At 67.0% G+C, this 17,153-nt stretch carries 10 protein-coding genes; 3 read left to right on the plus strand and 7 right to left on the minus strand.

Annotation, left to right across the window (positions count from 1 at the left end):
- Positions 1 to 21: 21 nt before the first annotated feature.
- Positions 22 to 1,320: an MFS transporter gene (locus tag R2910_09355; GenBank protein ID MEZ4413177.1), complete on the minus strand. Its 1,299-nt coding sequence runs from the start codon at positions 1,318 to 1,320 to the stop codon at positions 22 to 24.
- On the minus strand, positions 1,317 to 2,198 hold the full coding sequence (locus tag R2910_09360; protein ID MEZ4413178.1) for a DUF2911 domain-containing protein: 882 nt from the start codon (positions 2,196 to 2,198) through the stop codon (positions 1,317 to 1,319). The genes R2910_09355 and R2910_09360 overlap by 4 nt, the downstream gene beginning before the upstream one ends.
- 173 nt (positions 2,199 to 2,371) lie before the next feature.
- Here R2910_09360 and R2910_09365 point away from each other — a divergent pair, with 173 nt between their 5' ends.
- Positions 2,372 to 4,048 (plus strand): chloride channel protein, encoded by a 1,677-nt coding sequence (locus R2910_09365; GenBank protein ID MEZ4413179.1) that lies wholly within the window; start codon positions 2,372 to 2,374, stop codon positions 4,046 to 4,048.
- Between the two features lie 10 nt (positions 4,049 to 4,058).
- Here the strand turns inward: R2910_09365 and R2910_09370 are convergent, their stop codons facing one another.
- The gene (locus R2910_09370; protein MEZ4413180.1) at positions 4,059 to 6,149 is read right to left on the minus strand and encodes an alpha-galactosidase; all 2,091 of its coding nucleotides are present in this window, start codon (positions 6,147 to 6,149) and stop codon (positions 4,059 to 4,061) included.
- Between the two features lie 69 nt (positions 6,150 to 6,218).
- On the opposite strand from R2910_09370, the gene R2910_09375 reads away from it, so the two are divergent.
- A complete protein-coding gene (locus tag R2910_09375; protein MEZ4413181.1) occupies positions 6,219 to 7,748 on the plus strand; it encodes a solute:sodium symporter family transporter in 1,530 nt (509 codons plus the stop codon).
- Between the two features lie 12 nt (positions 7,749 to 7,760).
- Here the strand turns inward: R2910_09375 and R2910_09380 are convergent, their stop codons facing one another.
- The 4 genes from R2910_09380 to R2910_09395 are packed head-to-tail and all read right to left on the minus strand — an operon-like array spanning position 7,761 to position 14,346.
- Positions 7,761 to 8,207 (minus strand): DUF2147 domain-containing protein, encoded by a 447-nt coding sequence (locus tag R2910_09380; GenBank protein ID MEZ4413182.1) that lies wholly within the window; start codon positions 8,205 to 8,207, stop codon positions 7,761 to 7,763.
- A complete protein-coding gene (locus tag R2910_09385) occupies positions 8,204 to 11,836 on the minus strand; it encodes an efflux RND transporter permease subunit (protein ID MEZ4413183.1) in 3,633 nt (1,210 codons plus the stop codon). Before R2910_09385 ends, R2910_09380 begins: the two co-directional genes overlap by 4 nt.
- Positions 11,837 to 11,848: 12 nt before the next feature.
- Positions 11,849 to 12,982, minus strand: coding sequence for an efflux RND transporter periplasmic adaptor subunit (locus R2910_09390; GenBank protein MEZ4413184.1), 1,134 nt, complete (start codon positions 12,980 to 12,982; stop codon positions 11,849 to 11,851).
- Positions 12,982 to 14,346: a TolC family protein gene (locus R2910_09395; GenBank protein MEZ4413185.1), complete on the minus strand. Its 1,365-nt coding sequence runs from the start codon at positions 14,344 to 14,346 to the stop codon at positions 12,982 to 12,984. The genes R2910_09390 and R2910_09395 overlap by 1 nt, the downstream gene beginning before the upstream one ends.
- Positions 14,347 to 14,474: 128 nt before the next feature.
- Here R2910_09395 and R2910_09400 point away from each other — a divergent pair, with 128 nt between their 5' ends.
- The gene (locus R2910_09400) at positions 14,475 to 17,129 is read left to right on the plus strand and encodes a protein kinase (GenBank protein ID MEZ4413186.1); all 2,655 of its coding nucleotides are present in this window, start codon (positions 14,475 to 14,477) and stop codon (positions 17,127 to 17,129) included.
- Positions 17,130 to 17,153 lie beyond the last annotated feature (24 nt).

The following is a 17,153-nucleotide window of genomic DNA, read 5'->3' on the forward strand; positions in this document are numbered from 1 at the left end:
TCCCCCGTGATGACACGGCGCCTATTTCCCTTCCGTCACCACCGCATACTCCCCCGTGATCTCGTCCAGCCCTGACGCGAGCCCGTCCCCGGTCGTGCGGTTCTTGTCCAGGACGTACTTCGCGAGGGTCGCCGTCAGCGGCAGCGTCACCAGCACGAGAATCGCCGAGAGCCAGAAGGGCACGCCGATCCCGGCATGGTCCATCAGGAAGCCGGCCAGGATCGGGAACGCCACGCGGCTCACCCCGCCGAAGGTGTGCTGGACCCCCATGTAGAGTCCCCGCTCGTTCGACGCGACCACGGTGCTCAGGAGTCCCGTCACGCACGGAAAGACAAACGCCGTGCCAAGCGGCATCAGCGTGAATCCCACCGCCAGCATCGGGTACCCGGTGGCCAGGCCCGTGGAGGCGAGCCCGAGCGCCAGGATCACGATGCCGAGCCGGGAGAGCCGCGCTTCCCCGAGGCGGTCGACCATCTTCCCCAGCAGCAGGGAGCGGACCAGCACCCCCATGCCGCCGAGATACATCACGAAGTAGCCGATATTGGCTTCCGTCACCGCAAAGCGGTTGGACAGCAGCAGCGGCACCGTCTGGATCGTCCCGTAGAACGCCCCGATGGCGATGGTGTAAATCCAGATGAGGCGCGGGGCGGGCTCGCGCCACTCGGTGAAGACGCGCAGAATGGCGGCGCGGCTCGTGAGCGTCGAGGCGGGGGCATGGCTCGCCGTCTGGCGGATTTCGTGGGACTCGCGCAGGAACCGCCATGCGAAGATCGCCACCAGCACCGACAGCGCCGCGGCGGCGAGGCCCGGCGCCCGGCGACCGCCGAGGCTGATCATGGCGGACCCGAAGGCGGGGCCCGCCACGGCGCCCATGCTGGTCACCACCGAGAGCCACCCCAGGCTCTTGGTACGCTGCTTGGGATTGGAGGCGTCGGCCACATAGGCCTGCACCACGCCGATGGTCCCGCCGCCGGTGCCCTGGATGAGGCGGGACACCAGCAGCGCCACGATCGACCCGGCGTAGGCAAAGAGGGCGTAGGCGACGGCGGTCAGGAGCAGGCCCGCGAGGATGGCCGGCCGGCGGCCGTACCGGTCAGAGAAGCGCCCCCAGGTCGGCGCCACGATCAGCTGTGCGATCGAGAACGCCGAGATCAGGATGCCGACCATCGTGGCGCCGGCGCCGAAGTCGGTGGCGTAGTACGGCAGGAGCGGGATCACCATCGTGAGCCCGATCATGTCGACGAACGCCGTCACGAACAGCACGAAGAGCGGCATCTGCGACGCCCACCCGCTGTCCACCCGCTTTGCCGCCCTGGTCACTCGCGGGTCGCGATCGCGTCCGGCTCGTCCTTGTCACCCCACACCTCGTACCCGGTCACGGTGCCATCCTTTTTCGCGAACTCGAAGACCCAGTCCGCGTCGAGGTCGGTCAGCTTTCCATCCTCCCACGTCCCCATGAGAAACCAGTCATCCTTGATCTCAACAAGGATGAAGGTGGCGGCTTCCGGCCACGGGGCTGGGTCCCAGTGTGCCATCAGCATTCCATTTTCGTGCACCAGTGTGGTCTTCGACGGTGGGATACTGTCCGGCTGCCCATTCCAGCGGAACGCATAGGCACCGAGGTATGGCTTGGCGTCGGCGGCGGCCATGGTCAGCTTGTACTTTGGCTCCACCTCGACCTGAAAGGCTACCTGCGTGGTGCCCCAGCGGAGGAAGAGGGTGCCCTCGTCGCCGCGGACATTCTCGAAGGTGAACGTCAGCATCTCGTTGAACGGGCCAGTGCCCGGCTTGACCTGGTACCGGATCTGGTCGGCGGTCGAGTCGGGATAGGGGACGTGGTACATCTTGTGACGGGGGTCGATCACCATGGTCCACTCCTCCGGCTGGATGACCAGCCAGAGCGAGTACTTGCCCGGTGCCACCGGGTGGCCATCCATCTTGATGGGACGGTCGGTCTCGAGCGTAGTGGCGAAGTTGGCGCCGGGTGTCCACACCGCTCCCCAGTGTTCGACACCGCCGAAAAGGGAATCCCGACCCCGGACCTGGGGCCTGGCATAGTCGATGGTGATCGTGGTCCCGTCGATCGTCTGGGAGACGGCGCCCCGTTCGCTGGCCCGCATCTGCGCGGTCAGGGCGGAGGGCAGGAGCAAGAGCAGGGTCAAGCAGGCGCCGCGGAGGCGCACTGTCGGTGCGGTCATGAACGCTCCCAGAGATGTGTGTGTGTTTGGACCGTAGCCAACCTACTGCATTCCCCCGGGTCTGGCCAGCAGACCACTCGACTCGCGGGAAAGGCCGAACGGAGACATCTTAGGGTGTCCACCGGACCCCACCCGCCGCCTCCGAGCGCGCGGAACCCACAGGGAGGACGTACTTGGCGCCTCAGCCCCTCAGGCAGCGCCGCCTGATTCTGGACCTCGTTGTCATCGGAGTTGCAGGAGCCCTGGCGGCTCAGCTTTTTGCCTTCCTGTTACGCGGCGCCAACTGGCTCTTCCTGACCACGCTGGCCCAATACGTACCACTCGGCCTGCCCAACGAGGGGGGGTCACCGCAGGAGATCATCGGGCGGTGGGGACTGTGGATGATCCCCGTAGCCACGACGCTGGGTGGCCTGATCGTGGGTATCATCGTCACGCGGCTGGCCCCCGAGGCCGAGGGCCACGGTACCGACACCGCCGTGCGGGCGTTTCACCGATCCGATGGTGTGATCCGGCCCCAGGTCCCTCCAGTCAAGCTCCTCGCCTCCGCCATCACGATCGGATCGGGCGGCTCCGCCGGCCGTGAGGGACCCATTGCCCTGGTGACCGCCGGACTGGGTTCGTGGTACGCCTCCATCACAAATCGCAGCGGCGAAGATCGGCGCATGCTGATGCTGGCCGGCATGGCCGCCGGACTCGCCGCCGTGTTTCGCTCGCCGATCGGCACGGCCCTCTTCGCCATCGAAGTGCTCTACGCGGGCATGGCGTTCGAGTCCGGTGCGCTCTTCGCCACCATGATGACCTCCATCGTGGCCTACGCCGTCAACGGCCTGTTCTCCGGCTACGAGCCGCTGTTCCGGGTGCCGGAGCACATCGAACTCGTCAATCCGCTCGAGAATGCCTGGTTTGTGGTACTGGGGATTGCGGCGGGGGTGCTGGGTGCGGTGCTTCCGGTCTTGTTTTACCGGGTGCGCGACGCCTTCCGCTCCTTGAAGATCCGGCCCGAATTCAAGCCGGCGCTGGGCGGGCTGCTGACGGGCCTGATCGCGGTTGCGGCACCCCAGATTATCGGTGGCGGCTATGGCTGGGTGCAGGCCGCCATCGACGGGCAGTTGACCGGCTGGATTCTCCTGGGCCTGATCGCGGCCAAGATGCTGTCGCTCAGCTTCACGGTGGCCTCCGGTGGCTCGGGCGGCGTGTTCGCCCCGTCGCTGTACATCGGCGCCATGCTCGGGGGAGGGCTGGCGAGCGTCGCACACCTGCCGGTGGCGCCGTTTGTGATCGTCGGCATGGCCGCGGTCTTCGCGGGTTCCGCCCGGGTGCCGATTGCCACCCTGATCATGGTCACGGAAATGACCGGCGGTTACACCCTCCTGGTCCCCGCCGCGCTGGCCGTCATGATGGCATTCGTCGTTCAACGCCGGCTGGTGGCCGGGTGGCGCTACGGCCGGCTGTACGAGGCGCAGGTGGTGGGGCCTGCCGACTCGCCGGCCCATCACTCGGCGCACCTCAAGATTGCGCTGGACCTGCTCCAACAGCGCAAGGTGATCGACCCAGGTCGGGTGGGCGGACTCGATCTCCTCGGGCTGCTTCGGTCGGGGATCCCCGTGGAATTGCCGGGAGAGCAGCGGCTGATGATCAAGGTACTGAAGCCCACCAGCCCCTGGGTTGGCCAGCCCGCCCAGGCCAACGATCTCACCGCAGGCGGCGAAGTCACGCTGTTCGCCATCATTCGGGGCGAACATATGCTCGGGCCGCGGGATGACGTCCGGCTCGAGGCCGGCGACCGCCTCCTGTTGCTCACCTCCACTTCTGCACTGGAACGGATCGCGCCTCACCTCGACACCTGGTAGGCGCTGGGCGTCACGATGGGCGGTAGCGTACCTCCCACCGTGCCGCCCCGCCTTGTGCACTCTCCAGAAAGATGACGCGCACCGCCCCTTCCCTGCCCTGTCCGACCACCCGCGCCCCCGTCGCCTGTACGCCGTCAAACTGATAGCCGTCCGGCTCGGTCAGGTAGAGCGCATATGAATCGCCTGCCACCAGGCTGCTCTCACCGCTCAGCGCGTTTGTTCGCCAGGCGACATCCTGAAGGTCAGGTCCACCGCACGTCACGTGGCGCCCGCTGCCGAGCAGCTGTGGATGCTCCACCCGCCTGCGCAGGCAGATCACCTGCACCCCAAAGCCTGTGTCAATCGGTCCGGGCCGCATCGTGTCACGCACCACGCCGAGAAACCGCCGGGTCCAGAACTCGAACGCGACGTAGTCGGTCCCAGGCGCGAGGCCGAATTCACCGAGGGGAATCGCCTCTCCATCGTCGCGGGTGCGGGCCAGCACCGTCCACTGTTCGAACGGCCGCGCGATGTCGAGTTGGTACAGGGAGACGATTTCGCGCTGGTCGGCGTCGAAGGGGCGGGGACCGGAGCCGCTGAGCTCGGTGTTCGCCATCGCCAGGAGGGAGGAGCGCGACGGGTCCACGTCGTACACCTGCCCCGGCCGGGTGAAGATCACCGGCGCGGTGCGCCTGGCCGCCTCGGCCCGCTCGGTGCGATAGACCTCGGGGAGGTCCGTCAGCATCAGGACCGACCCGGTGAGCGAGGTGAGCGTCGCCGCCTTGTAGCCGTCGGGCTGGTGAATCTCGATATGGTCGGGGTCGTTGCGCCAGACGACGTTGTTGAAGGAGTTGTACTGCGCAAACGATCCGTAGCCGAAGCCGTCGTCGCCCACCCGCATGCCGTCCACCAGCCCGATCAGCTCGGGACGGATGCCCCAGCAGGCCAGGAGGTACACATCCCGTCCGATCGCGTTGCGCACCTGCTCCACGAACCCCCGAAACACCGCTTCGCGGTCCAGCCCCCGCTCGCGGAAGTAGCCGGCGTAGCTGTTGTACCCCTCGTAGCGCAGATGCCGCAGCGCATCGAGCTTGAAGTAGGTCCACCCCGTTTCCTTCAGGGCCCGGTAGACCGGTGTCACCAGGGTGTCCATCGTGCCCGCCGAGCTGCCGTCCATCACGTACCCGACCCAGTTCCCCCTGGCGGGCTGTCCGTCCGCCGTCCGCACAAACCAGTTCGGGTGCGCCTCGGCGGCCGGCTTGTCCGCAAAGCTCACGTTGGTCCAGATGCCGGGCTCGAGCCCCCGGCCGCTGATGTACGTCCGCAGGGCGTCCAATCCGCCCGGGAATTTCTCGTTGGCATTGAGCCAGTGGCTCGGCAGACCAATTGGCAGCCTCTGGTACCCGTCGTCGATCTGCAGATAGTCATAGCCGAAGGGGTGGAGGACCTCGCCGAGCACATCGGCGGTGGTCCGGATGTCCTGCTCGGTCACCTTGTCGAAGTAGGCGTACCAGGACGTCCATCCCGCCACAGACTTCGTCCACGGCTGATACTCCCATGGCCGGTACTGGGCCAGGCCACGATGCCGCTGGTAGAAGCGGGGCCGGAACCGGAGTGAGACCTCGCCGCCGGTGGCGGTGAGCTGATAGGCGACGGCGCTGTCTGCCGCGGCTGCCGGCACCAGCTCCACCCCCGCCGGCACATCCACCGACAGCAGCCAGTCGCCGCGCCGATCGTAGACCGCCCGGTTGAGCCGGTTGCTCACCGGACCGACGGCGTGGCGCACCACCCGGAGCCCGTCTTCCCTGGGCTCCGACTCGGCGGCGAACGTCTCCGGCGAGCCGTGCACCACACCGGCGACCGTCACACGGTCTCGACCGGTCGCGGTCCACTTCAGCACCTGCGTCACCCGGCCATCGGTCGTGTCGACAAACTGGATCAGTGCCGCCGGGGCGCCCGTGGTCGAAACGGCTCCCTCGAACAGCACTCGGCCCTGATAGGTCAGCACCACCTGTCCGGCGATGATCTTGGTGGCGGCGGGGGCGTTCGGTGGCCCGGCCGGGGTCTGGGCCGACGCGAGGGCGGGCAGCAGGCAGGCGGCAAGAACGGAGATGATCTTCATGGTGCGGGTAGCTTGCGCATGGCCACGGGAAATGGCAAGATGGTGCTTCCCATTCAACGATGGACCAGCATGAGCCTCTCTCCGCTCGATATCGCAGGCTTCGTGGGGTTCCTGGCATTGGTGTTCGGGGTGTCGATTGCCGCCTCCCGGCGCCGGAGCACCACCACCGAGGACTACTTCCTGGCCGGCCGAGAGCTCAACTGGTGGCTCATCGGTATTTCGCTCGTCGCCTCCAACATCTCTACCGAACACTTTGTCGGACTGTCCGGTCGCGGCTACGAGCTTGGGCTCGCCATCGCGAGCTATGAGTGGATGGCGGCGGTCACCATGGTGGTGGTGGCGCTCTATTTCCTGCCGAAGTTCCTGCGTGCCGGCATCTTCACCATGCCGGAATACCTCGAGTACCGTTACGACGGGCTGGCCCGGAGCATCATGGCCTTCTTCATGATGCTGGCCTACGTGCTGGTGGCGCTGGCCACGGTGCTCTACAGCGGGTCGCTCGCCCTCAACGCCATCATCGGGCTCGATGTCGTCACCGGCATCTGGATCATCGGCGCCCTCGCCGGTCTCTACGTGACCTACGGTGGCCTCCGTGCCGTGGTCTGGACCGAGCTCATTCAGGGCACCGCCCTCCTCCTCGGCGCGCTGCTCGTTTTCGTGCTGTCGCTCAGGGCCATCGGCGGCTGGGGAGAATTCACCAACCTCTCCGCCGGGAAGTTGCACACCGTCCTTCCCTGGAATCACCCCGAGATGCCGTGGCTCGCGGTATTCATCGGCGGGCTCTGGATTCCCAATCTCTTCTACTGGGGACTCAACCAGTTCATCACCCAGCGGGCGCTGGCGGCACGGAGCCTGGCGGAGGGGCAGCGGGGGACGCTGTTTGCCGCGGCCATCAAGGTCAGCATTCCCTTCCTGATCATCATGCCCGGCATCATGGCGGCACACATCTTTCCCGACCTCATCAAGACGCCCGATCAAGCCTACTCTGTCCTGATCCGCGAGCTGGTCCCCGCCGGCCTCCTCGGCATCATGCTCGCCGCTCTCTTCGGCGCGGTGCTCAGCACGTTCGAGTCGCTTCTCAACTCAGCCGCCACCATCTTCAGCCTCGACATCTACCAGCGGCTCTGGCGGCCGGACGCCGAACAGGCCCAACTGCTCCGGGTAGGGCGATGGGCCACATTCGCGCTCTTCCTGGTGGGATGTCTCTGGGCGCCGATCGTGGGGCGGGCCGGCAGCGTCTTCCAGTACATCCAGATGTTCTGGGGGTTCATCTCGCCAGGGATCGTGGCGGTCTTCCTGGTGGGGATGGTCTCGCCGCGGACGCCCCCGCGGGCGGCGCACGGCGCCATGCTGCTGGGGATCCCGGTCTACGGGCTCCTCCTCTGGTTCCTCCCGGGAGTCGCCTTCCTGCACCACATGGCCATCACCTTCGCGGTGGTCGTCCTATATATGGCGGTGGTCACGGTGCGGCAGCCGCTGGCCGAGCCGGTGGTCCTCCCCGTCAAGGCGGGGCTGGTCCTGACGCCGGCGCCCCACGTGAAGTGGTTCGGCGCGGCGGTGATCGGGGCGGTGGCGGCGCTGTACCTCTATTTCTGGTAGCGGACGCTCTCGCTAGTCTCTCACCCACGTGACGGTCTTGGACGCCGGGCCCGACTTCGCCTTGACCTGCAACGTCCCGTCAGCGCCGAGCGTAAGTTGACCGCTGAAGCTCTTGCCCTTCTTTGGCGCGTAGATCTTGCCCTTGTTCCAGACCCCGTTTCCTCCGTACGCGAATCCTGACAGGATCGTGATTCCGAGGATCGGCCGGGTCCGAAGTGCGGAGTCGCTGTTCTTCACATCCACCGGCGGCTTGCCCTCGGCGTTGTTCGGCACCCAGGTCACCACGGCGGAATAGGTCCCGGCGCTGTCGACGATCTTTACCTTCGAGGCGCTGTCCTCCGTCCACCAGGTGCCGAGGATGGCGTCGGCTCCCTTGGCGGCAGCCTGAGCCGACACGGGGCCCGCCACCAGGATCAGCGCCAGCGCGGTCGCCATCACGCGCCAGGAACGTTGGTTCACGCCAGCACCTCCTTGTCTTCCCATTTGACAATCTTCAGGTCCAGCACGCAGATCGCGTAGATCACCGGCACCAGGATCAGGGTCACCCCGGTCGCGATCAGCAGCCCGCCGATCTGAGCATAGCAGAGCGGCTGCCATAGCGGTCCGCCGTGCAGCGCGAGCGGGAGCAGCGCCAGTACGGTGGCCCCCACGGTAATCAGCACCGGCCGCAGGCGAACGATGCCTGCGTCGAGGAGCGATTCGATGAGCGGCTCGCCCTTGGCGTGCATCTCCTCGATGAAGTCGAAGAGCACGATGACATGGCTCACGATCACGCCGATCAGGCTTACGATGCCGAGCAGCGCCATGAAACCGAAGCTGGTGCCCGTGACATAGAGCGACGCCAGCGCCCCGACAATTCCGTACGGCACCGCGGCGAAGACGATGAGGGGTTTGACCGCATTCCGGAACTGGAGCACCAGGGCGAGGAAGATCATCAGGATGGACACCAGCATCACGATCTTGAGCTGGGCAAATCCTTCTACGCTCTTGGCCTGCTCCCCTGAAATGATGAGGCTGTATCCCGGCGGCAGCGTCTTGCTGTACTCCGCCAGCTGCTTCGCGACCGGACCGTACACCTCCGATGCCAGCGAGCCCGGTGCGGGAAAGCCGAAGACGGTCACCTGCCGCACCTGATCCTGGCGGCGCGTCCGTTGGGTTTCCATTCCATACTCGAAACTCGCGACTTCCCGGATCGGAATCTTGTTCCGATTTTCCATCGAATAGACGTAGAGATTGTCCAGATCCCCCAGCGTGGCCCGTTCCCGCGGCTGGAGGCGCGCGATGATGGGAATCTGTTTGTTTCCCTCGCGCAGCGTGGCCACCATCGTTCCGTTGAGTCCGGCGGCCGATGCCGCTGCCACGTCCTGGTTGGTGACGCCCGCCAGGTTGGCGCGATCGGGATCGATGCGCAGCGTCGCGGCGAAGCTCTGCGCCCCCCAGTCGTCGCGGACGCGTGCGGCCCGCGGCGATTGCCTGAGAATCGCCTGCACGTCGGCCGACAACCGGCGCAGCGTCGCTTCATACGCCAGTTCATCGCGCGATATTGCCGGCGGCGCCGTTAGGCGCACCGCGATCGGATACGGCACGGGGTTGGTCTGCAGTTGCCGCACATCAATCATGGCGTTGGGGACCCGCGCCGTAAGCGCGCGCTGCAGTTCACCCGCCAGTGCGGGTGTGTCATCCTTGTCCTTCACCTTCACAATCAACTGGGCATAGTTCTGCTGCTGCTGTTCCGGGGTCACCGAGAACCAGAACCGCGGTGCGCCGCCCCCGATGAACGAGGTGATCGACTCGAGGATCTCCTTCGGCTGCCCGTCCTTTCCATGCCTGACCCCGAACTCCGCGGCGGCCTCACGGATGACGACTTCGGCCGCGGCAGCCGTGGCGTTGGTGGCGGGGAGGGCCGTCGGATTCGGGAGCCAGACGTCGACGTAGGAGAGGTACTGCACGTCGTCAGGGAAAAAGGTCTCCTTGAGGGAACGCTTCAGCACGACACCGAGGGCCAGGAACACCATGGAACCCGCCAGGACCTTGCGCCGGTGTTCAATGGCGTAGTGACCGACCCGGAAGTACCACCCTGTAAACCCGCGGCTCCGCCGCTCCTCGATGGTCGGCTCCGGCTTCGTGCTCGGCCGGAGGATGTAGTAGCCGAGGAGGGGGATAAACGTCATCGAGACGATGCGCGACGCGATCAATGCGGTCGCCATCACGATCGGCAGGCTGTGGAGGAACTCCCCCTGGTTGCCCGTAAGCATCAGCATGGGGAGATAGGCCACGACGTTCGTGATCGTGGCAAAGAGAATGGCGGTGGCCAGCTTGGTGGGCCCCCACCAGGCGGCCTGGAGCGGCGGGTCTCCAGCCGCGAGATCGCGTTTGATGGCATCGCCTGCTACCACCGGGTCGTCCACCAGGAGGCCGAGGGCCAGGATCAGCGTCGCTACGGACACTTGCTGGAGATCGACTCCGAGCACAAAGATCGTCCCGAAGGTCATTGCGAGCGTGATGGGGATGGCGAGCATCATGAGCAGCGCCGCGCGCCACTCCCAGAATCCGATGAGCGCCACCACCACGACCAGCAGGATGGCCTCGTACAGGGCGTCCATGAAGAGGTCGATGTTCTCCTGCACCTGCTTCGGCTGGTCGGAGGTGCGCGAGAGGACGAGGTCCTCCGGCAGCCGACCGCTCATGCTCTCCAGCGCCGAGTTCACCGCGGTCCCGAACGCATCGATCTGTTCGCCACTCCGCATCTGGATGCCGAGCGAAATGGCCCGATGCCGACGCCACTCGCCCGTGCTGTCGCGGCTGGTATTGAAGTTTAGATAGCGGGGTGGGCTCTGGTACCCGCGAAAGACGTTTGCGACCTGGCGCAGGTACACTGGAGTGCCGCCCGCCGTGCTGATGATCACGTCATTCAGGTCCTGCTCACTCTCGAACGACCCTGTCGGGTTTACCACTACGTTGATATCACCCGCCTGCAGCACCCCGCCGGGTACCAGCGTGTTCCGTGCGCTCAGGATGCTCTTGATGCTTGCCGGCTGAATGCCGTAGGACGCCAGCTGCTCCTGGTCGTAGGCCAGGAAGATCTGCTCCGGCAGCACCCCTGATCGCTGCACCTTGGCAACAAGCGGCACGCCAAGGAGCTGGCGGGTAATGAGGTCGGTGAACTGGTCGAGGTCGCGATAGGTGTACTTGTCGCCACCCGAAGCAGTCAGCGCCGCCTCGGTGCCCGCGGTATCGCGGACTACGATCGGAGGCCAGGCATCTGGGGAGAATCCGTTGAGGCCGAGGTCAGTGCGGGTAAAGTGGTCGAACGCCGCGAGGAGTGCCGAGTCGCTCGCAGTGGTGCTGAGGTCCAGACCGGCAAACCCGGCGCCAAGGAGTGGCGCGGTCCGCGTCGCGGTGCCGTTTCGCCGCAGCGATTCGCCGAAGAGCCGGACCGCCCGGGTGACGAGCACCGGATTCATGGACTGAGGAAGGGCCACGATGAGGGCCGCCGTAGAGCCCGCTGCCACCCGCTCGCGGGCCCGGGCGATCGCGGCGTTGATGTCGCGGGCGCGGAGCGCGAGCTCCACTTCGCTCTCGTGCGGGCTCGCCACGGTGAGGAGCAGGGCCGCCGTCTCGCCGAACCCGCTGTTGAACTGGATCGGCCCGGCCCCCTGCGGCAGGCTGCTGTTGAGGGCGGCGAGCTTCAGATTGATGTCGCTGAATTCCTTCTCGGGATCGTCGACATCTTCGGCGAGTTGAATCGTGACGATGGACAGCCCGGCCACAGTGAGTGACTTGATCCCGTAGTCGCTGGCGCCGGTGGGGTGCAGCGTCGGGTTCTGCGCGGCGGTCATTTCGACCTGCCGGGTGACCAGCTGCTCCACCTCTTCCGCACTGGTTCCCGGCCAGGGGGTGATGGCGGTGGCCACCCGCACCGGGATCACCGGATCCTTGCGCTTCGGCATGTGCGTGTAGCCGTAGAGGCCCCAAGCGACCACGAGCGCGAGCAGGACCCAGGACACGTGGCGGTTTTCGACAAAGAAACGCGCCGTGTTGTGGGTGGACGCGGCGCGCTCGTGCTCCGTTCGGGGGTCGTGTGTCATCGGCGGCTCCGTTTAGTCCACCGACCGAACGACATCGCCGTCCTGCACGATTGTCGCGCCGCTGACAATCACGCGATCGCCGGCCGCGAGCCCCGTGCGGACCAGGATGGCGTTGCCGGTCACCTCTCCCAGTGTCACCGGCGTGAGCCGTGCGATGTCGCGCCCGCTGTCCGCCACGACCCGCATGACGGCGTAGCCGGTGTCCCCGGGGGTCGCCCGCACCACCGCGTCGAGTGGCACGCTCACCAGGACGGGCGCCGTCGCGGCGCTCTTCGCAACGTTGGGCGGGACGACAAGGCTCGCAACCATCCCGTCACGCAATGCACCGTCGGCATTGGTCACCGAGACTTCCACGGTACTCACGCGCGTCAGGCTGTTGGCGGAGGGGGCGACCGCGGTGACGGTGCCGGTGAACACCCGATCAGGCGCCGAGGCGGTCGTGATGCCGATCTGGCGACCGAGGGCGACGCTCGAGAGCATGACGTCGGGCACCCCGAAGACCACCTTGACCGAGCTCAGGTCGGCCAGGGTGAATGCCACGGTGCCGGGGCCCACGAGTGTTCCGACCTCAATGTTACGCTTGAGCAGAACCCCATCCATGGGCGCCTTCAGGGAGGTGTAGCCCAGATTCAATTCGGCCTCGTTCACCTGTGCCTTGGCACCGTCCACCGCCGCGACCGAGGTCTCGTATTCCTGCTTCGCGGAATCGAAATCGGAACCGGTGATGCTGTTCGTGGCCTGGAGATTGGTGGCGCGTCGGAAGTCGGCCGAGCTCTTGTCGAGCGAGGCCTGGGCCTTGGCCAGGTTCGCCTTCGCCTTCGTGAGCTGGTCCTGGTACTCGTCAGGGCGCACCTTGGCGAGAACCTGTCCCTTCCGGACCGCATCGCCCTGCTGCAGATCCCGGGCGCGGGCATCCGCGCCCTGCACCTGATGAATCTCGACGACGAAGCCGTTCACCTTGAAGGCGAGATCCACCTGCGCCCGAGGCGTGACGGTGGCCGAATAGCGGATCCCGTCCACCCCTCCGCTCGCTCCCACCACCATCACCTTGACCGGCACACCAGCCGGTGCGTCACTCGCGTGCCCGCCGCACCCGGCCACGAGAATCGCCACTACTGCCGCCGACATCTGTCGCCACCGGCTCATCAGGTGCCTCCCAGGGCCTTATCCAGCTCGGCCTGTGCCGTCCAGAACGACAGCAGCGCCCGCTGGTACTCGTTGTTGGCGTCCGCCAGCTCCGACTCGGCCTGGAGAACATCCTTGAGGAGCGCGTCCTGCTCCCGGTACTCGTTGGTCAGCACCCGCAACTTTTCTGTCGCAGCCTGACGGGTCAACTCGGTCACCTTGACCAGTTCCTCCGCCTGGGTCACGTCCCGCAGCCGCGCCGCCACCTCGATTGACACCTGCGCCTTGGTGTGTGCCAGCTCGTTCTCCGCCTGCGCCACCTCAGCCCGCTTCTTCTGGAGATCCTGGCTCTTCCGGCCCCAGTCGTAGATATCCCATCGGAACTGGAGTCCCACCGACCAGTCGGTGGCGGGCACGAAGTCCACATTTACCAGCTGGGAGTACTTCATGAACACGTTGAGATCCGGCAGATATTCGGCCTTCGTTAGCCGGTACCCGGTTTCGGCCTGTTGCATCCGCAGGCCGCGCGCCTGCACATCGGGGCGCTGCGCAATCGCCAGCGACTCGGCTTGCGCGAGCGGCGGATAGCCGATCGGGGCCGGCACCTGCTCTTCGACACGGAAGCGGGTGGCGGGGTCACGTCCAAGGAGATTGTTGAAGCGCTCCTGCTGGGTGAGCAAGGCGTTCGTCTCCCGGCGCACCGTGTACTCGGAACGGGCCAGGCGGGCCCGGGTCTCCATCGCCTCGTATTCCTGCGCCACCTCTTGCGCCACGTACTGCTGCACCAGTGCTACCAGCGCCTGGTAGAACGCGACGCTCGTCACCGCCGCGTCGAGCGCGCTTTGGGTCTTGAGCATCTCGTAGTACTGCTGGCGCACCTGCTTGACGACCTCCTGCCGCCTGCCCCGGAGTTCCTGTTCGGCCAGCGACTCCTCCAGCTCGAACTGGTTGACCATCAGGCCGATCCGATGGAGTTGCAGGACCGGCTGCGTCACGCTGGCGGACGCGGCCCCATACGGCCCATCGATGGACTGGATCGTGGTGCTGGAGTCGGGAATGGGGCCGACAATCGGGTAGGTGCCGAACTCGCCGGCCGGCACCGTGAACCCCTGGCGGTTAAAGCTGTAGTTGGCGCCTGCCTCGAGAATGAGCGAGGGAAGGTGCCGGGTCCTTGCGGCACCGACCGAGGCGGTCGCTTTGGTGACTCCCAGCGTTGCGTCGGCGAGGGCCACGTTGCCCTGAATGGCGAGGGCGAGAGCGGCGTCCAGGGTAAGGACAGGAACGCCAGCGGGCGTACCCTGCTGACCTTGGGCGGGGACGGTAAAGGCGACAAGAAGAAGGACGCCGGCCATTGCGGACCGGAGTTCGCCTCGAGCGGTTGCCATATACTCCTGCCGAAGGGGGGGCGGCGCGGACTGAAGCCAAGGTCCCCACCAATTTACCGGCCGAAGAGAGACTGTCAAACGCGCCGATGGGTGGCACTCCGGGGCATGGGGCCCCATCTTCCCTCCCTATGACTGCGCCCTCCCGCCTCACCGCAGCCCTGGCCGACCGCTACCGCATCGAGCGGGAGCTGGGGCAGGGCGGCATGGCCACGGTCTATCTCGCCGCAGACCTGAAGCACGACCGCCAGGTGGCCATCAAGGTCCTGCGGCCCGAGCTCGCGGCGGTCATCGGCGCGGACCGGTTCCTCTCCGAGATCAAGACCACCGCCAACCTGCAGCATCCCCACATTCTCCCGCTGTTCGATAGCGGGGTGGCGGACAGCTTCCTCTTCTACGTGATGCCGTACGTGCAGGGCGAAACGATGCGCGACCGCATCGACCGCGAGAAGCAGCTCCCCATCGCCGATGCGGTGCGGATCGCCTCCGAAGTGGCCAGCGCGCTCGACTACGCCCACCGCCACGGTGTCATCCACCGCGACATCAAGCCCGAGAACATCCTGCTGCACGACGGCTCGGCGCTGGTGGCCGACTTCGGCATCGCGCTCGCCGCCAGCAAGGCCGGCGGCACCCGGATGACCGAGACCGGCATGTCGCTCGGCACCCCGCACTACATGAGCCCCGAGCAGGCGATGGGCGAGCGCGACATCACCGCCCGCTCCGATGTCTACGCCCTCGGCTGCGTCCTCTACGAGATGCTCCTCGGCGAGCCGCCCTTCACCGGACCGACGGCGCAGTCCATCGTGGCCAAGGTGATGACCGAGAAGCCGGCTGGATTGACGGCACGGCGGGAGCGGGTCCCGCCCGAGGTGGAGGACACCGTCCTCACCGCGCTCGAGAAGCTCCCCGCCGACCGATTCGCCTCCGCGGCGGAATTCGCCGCAGGGCTCGTGAACCCGGTCCGTGTCTCGAGGACCACGCCGGCCGACCGGGGCCGAGCAGGGCGCGGGCGCCTTTCCGGCCCCGCCGCCCCGCTGGCCGTCCTCGCGGCGATCGCCGTGATCGCCGCCACGTGGGGCTGGCTCCGTCCCGTGCCGGCTCCCGGGCCCCCGTCCCGCCTTGCGCTCCTCGCACCCGGACTGGGTGGCTCGGGCGGATCGTCCATCCAGCGCTGGCTGGCGCTCTCGCCCGACGGCGGCACCGTCTTCTATGTCGGCCTCGACGCCGATGGCGCCAACCAGCTGATGCGGCAGCCGCTCTCCGCGCTGGAGCCAACGCCTCTCGATGGCACGACGAACTACGGAAGCCCGCTCGTCTCGCCTGACGGCCGCTGGCTCTACGCCGCCGTCAATGCGGGGTCGACCTTCCGGCTGCCGGTCGGTGGCGGTACGCCCTCCCCGTTGCCGGACCGCGTCATGGGCACCGGCGGGGCCGCGTGGGGGCCCGACGGCACGCTCTGGTTCAGCCCCGGCGTCGGGCTCGGTCGCGGGCTGCTGGCCCTCACGCCAGGGGACTCGGTCATTCAATTCGCGGCCGACCAGGACAACTCCCTGCAGATGCTCCAGGTTCTCCCGGGCGGGCGGCACGCGCTCGTCGGGCGCAAGCTCGCCTCCGCCGCCGGACCGCTGCTTCTCCTCGACCTGCGGGATGGCAGCACCAGCCCGCTGATCGAGCAGCAGATGGTCGAGGCGCGGTACACCGCTGGCTACCTCCTCTGGGTCCAGCTCGACGGCACCCTGCTCGCCGCGCCGTTCGATCCGGACCGTCCCGCTCCGGTGGGACCCGGCATCCGCCTCGCGCCTGGCGTGTCGGTGACCGGCACCGGGCTTGCCCAGTTCGCGGTGGCGCCCAACGGCACGGTGGCGTACGTGCCGGAGGAGCCCCGCTCCCTCCAGTTCGTGGACCTGTCGGGAGCGGCGCACTCCGCGGCCGCGGAGCTGCACAACTACCATGCCCCCGAGTTCTCGCCGGACGGGCGGCGCCTCTCGGTGGACTTCAACACCGCGGATGGCCGGGATGTCTGGATCCTCTCACTCGAGAGCGGCACGCTCTCCCGCACCACCTTCGACCGGGATGGCCATGATGCCACCTGGGTTCCGGACGGACGGTTCATCACCTATTCCTCGGTCCGGTCGGGGAATCTCGGGGTCTACCGCAAGCGCCCCGGCAGCGCCGAGGCAGCCGAGTCGCTCTTTGCCTCGATCAACCTGACCTATACCGGGCGCTGGTTGCCGGACGGCAGCGCCCTGGTCACCGCCGGCAATGACCTGAGCGGCGACTCACGCGCCGACATCGCGATCCTCGACAGCGCCGGCCGCGGCCCGCTGCGCGCCGTGGTGGCCAGTCCCTTCAATGAGCAGTTTCCGTCCGTTTCACCCGATGGCCGGTGGCTCGCCTTCGCATCGGACCAGTCCGGCGACAACCAGGTCTATGTTCGCCCCCTCACCGGCGACGGCGACCAGGTGCAGATCTCCGTGACGGGCGGCACGGAGCCGCTCTGGAGCCCGGGTGGCCAGACCCTCTACTACCGGGGGCGCGAGAACGGGGTCGACGTGATGACGGCCGCCACCATCCGGACCGCACCCGAGGTCGCCGTCCTCGATCGGCGTTCGCTCTTCTCGATGGCGGACTACGTCGGCACCACACCCCACACCAACTACGCCCTCAGCCCTGATGGCCAGACCTTCGCGCTGGTGCGCCGCAACCCGGCCACCCGGATCGTGATCATCCAGCACCTTCCCGCCCTGATGCAGCAACTGCAGGGCGCCGCCGGAGCCCCACGCTGAGCCTCTAGCCGCCCTCGCCGCTTT

Source organism: Gemmatimonadales bacterium (assembly GCA_041390145.1).
GTDB lineage: Bacteria > Gemmatimonadota > Gemmatimonadetes > Gemmatimonadales > GWC2-71-9 > SPDF01.